This is a genomic window from Mesorhizobium sp. M7A.F.Ca.CA.002.09.1.1, assembly GCF_003998555.1.
Taxonomy (GTDB): domain Bacteria; phylum Pseudomonadota; class Alphaproteobacteria; order Rhizobiales; family Rhizobiaceae; genus Mesorhizobium; species Mesorhizobium ciceri.
Window position 1 is genome coordinate 1 of the sequence record NZ_RZRR01000939.1, and the last position, 2,100, is coordinate 2,100.

3 protein-coding genes are annotated in these 2,100 nt (G+C 62.7%); all 3 read left to right on the forward strand.

Going from position 1 to position 2,100, the window contains the following annotated elements:
- Positions 1 to 276, forward strand: a 276-nt coding sequence (locus EN994_RS28615; protein ID WP_127308016.1) for an SDR family oxidoreductase, incomplete at its 5' end; no start/stop codon positions are given.
- A 211-nt stretch (positions 277 to 487) separates the two neighbouring features.
- Positions 488 to 724, forward strand: a complete 237-nt coding sequence (locus EN994_RS28620) for an acyl carrier protein (RefSeq protein WP_006203723.1) — start codon at positions 488 to 490, stop codon at positions 722 to 724.
- A gap of 34 nt (positions 725 to 758) precedes the next feature.
- Positions 759 to 2,021: a beta-ketoacyl-ACP synthase II gene (fabF, locus tag EN994_RS28625; protein ID WP_013532515.1), complete on the forward strand. Its 1,263-nt coding sequence runs from the start codon at positions 759 to 761 to the stop codon at positions 2,019 to 2,021.
- The last annotated feature ends 79 nt before the right edge of the window (positions 2,022 to 2,100 follow it).

A 2,100-nucleotide genomic window follows, 5' to 3' on the forward strand; every position in this document is an offset into this window, starting at 1 on the left:
TCCAAGGCCGGCATGATCGGCTTCTCCAAGTCGCTGGCGCAGGAGATCGCCACCCGCAACATCACAGTTAACTGTGTTGCACCAGGCTTCATCGAATCGGCAATGACCGACAAGCTCAACGACAAGCAGAAAGAGGCGATCATGGCGGCGATCCCGACGCGGCGCATGGGCACCAGCGTCGAAGTCGCGTCCGCCGTCGCTTATCTCGCCTCCAACGAAGCCGCCTACGTCACCGGCCAGACCATCCACGTAAATGGCGGCATGGCTATGATTTGAACGAGGTTCTGCAGCAACGCCGGCGGGTTGTGTAAAGAGACCATTTCGGCTTGGACCTCAGCTATTTTTCGTGTAATGCGGCCCGCAACCCGGCGGTTCGGGCAAAAATCGGTCCGTAGTCGTTGCGTTTCCGGCAGGACCATCTTTCAGCTTGATTAGCGGCATTCTGCCCGCTAACGAAGACAGACAAACAAAAGACGAGGATGCCCAAATGAGTGACACCGCAGAGCGCGTCAAGAAGATCGTCATCGAGCACCTTGGCGTCGATGCCGACAAAGTGACGGAGCAGGCGAGCTTCATCGATGATCTGGGCGCCGACAGCCTCGACACGGTCGAACTCGTCATGGCGTTCGAAGAAGAATTCGGCGTCGAGATCCCCGACGACGCGGCCGAGACCATCCTGACCGTCGGCGATGCCGTGAAGTACATCGACAAGGCTTCGGCCTGACGCTTTCTGCAGTCATCACCGGGGAGGACCTGCGATGAGGCGTGTCGTCGTCACGGGCCTTGGCTTGCTGTCGCCGTTCGGCATGGGCTTCGAGCACAGCTGGAAGGAGCTTCTGACCGGCCGCAGCGCTGCCAAGCGCATCACCGAGTTCGAGGTGGAGGACCTTGCTTGCAAGATCGCCCACGTCATTCCGCGTGGTGACGGCAGCAATGCCACCTTCAATCCCGAGGCCGTGCTCGAGCCGAAGGAATTGCGCAAGATCGGCGACTTCATCCTGTACGGGATTGCCGCCGCCGACGAGGCGCTGAAGGATTCCGGCTGGGAACCCAAGACGCATGAAGAGCAATGCGCCACCGGCGTCCTGATCGGCTCCGGCATCGGCGGCATCGAGGGCATCGCCGAGAACGCGATGATCCTCAAGGAACGCGGCCCGCGCCGCATCAGCCCCTTCTTCATCCCGGGCCAGATCATCAATCTCGTCTCCGGGCAGGTTTCGATCCGGCACGGGCTGAAAGGCCCGAACCATGCCGTCGTCACGGCCTGTTCGACCGGCGCGCACGCCATTGGCGATGCTGCCCGGCTGATCATGTGGGGCGATGCCGACGTGATGGTCGCCGGTGGCGCCGAAGCGCCGGTGACGCGGCTGTCGATCGCCGGGTTCGCCGCATGCCGGGCACTGTCGACGGAACGCAATGATTCGCCGCAAACGGCGTCGCGCCCCTATGATCGCGACCGCGACGGCTTCGTCATGGGCGAGGGCGCCGGCGTTGTCGTGCTCGAGGAGCTCGAACATGCCAAAGCACGCGGCGCCAAGATCTATGCCGAGGTGACGGGTTATGGTCTCACCGGCGACGCGCATCACATCACGGCGCCCGCCGAGGATGGCGATGGTGCCTTCCGTTGCATGACGGCGGCACTCAACCGGGCCAAGCTTACGCCTGCCGACGTCGACTACATCAACGCGCACGGCACCTCGACCATGGCCGACACGATCGAGCTCGGCGCTGTCGAGCGGCTTGTCGGCAATGCCGCATCGAAGATCTCGATGTCGTCGACCAAGTCGTCGATCGGCCATCTGCTTGGGGCGGCCGGTGCCGCCGAAGCGATCTTCTCGATCCTTGCCATCAGGGACAATGTCGCGCCGCCGACCATCAACCTCGACAACCCCGAACGCGAAACCGCGATCGACCTGGTGCCGAACAAGCCGCGCGCCCGCCAGATCGACGTGGCGCTGTCCAATTCGTTCGGCTTTGGCGGGACCAATGCGTCGCTGGTCTTCCAGCGCTACAATGGCTGATCGTCCGGCTGCCGGGCGACGCTTTGGCGTGCCGTCAATTTTGCCATATTCGCCTCTACTCTGCCGCTGGGGATTCGTT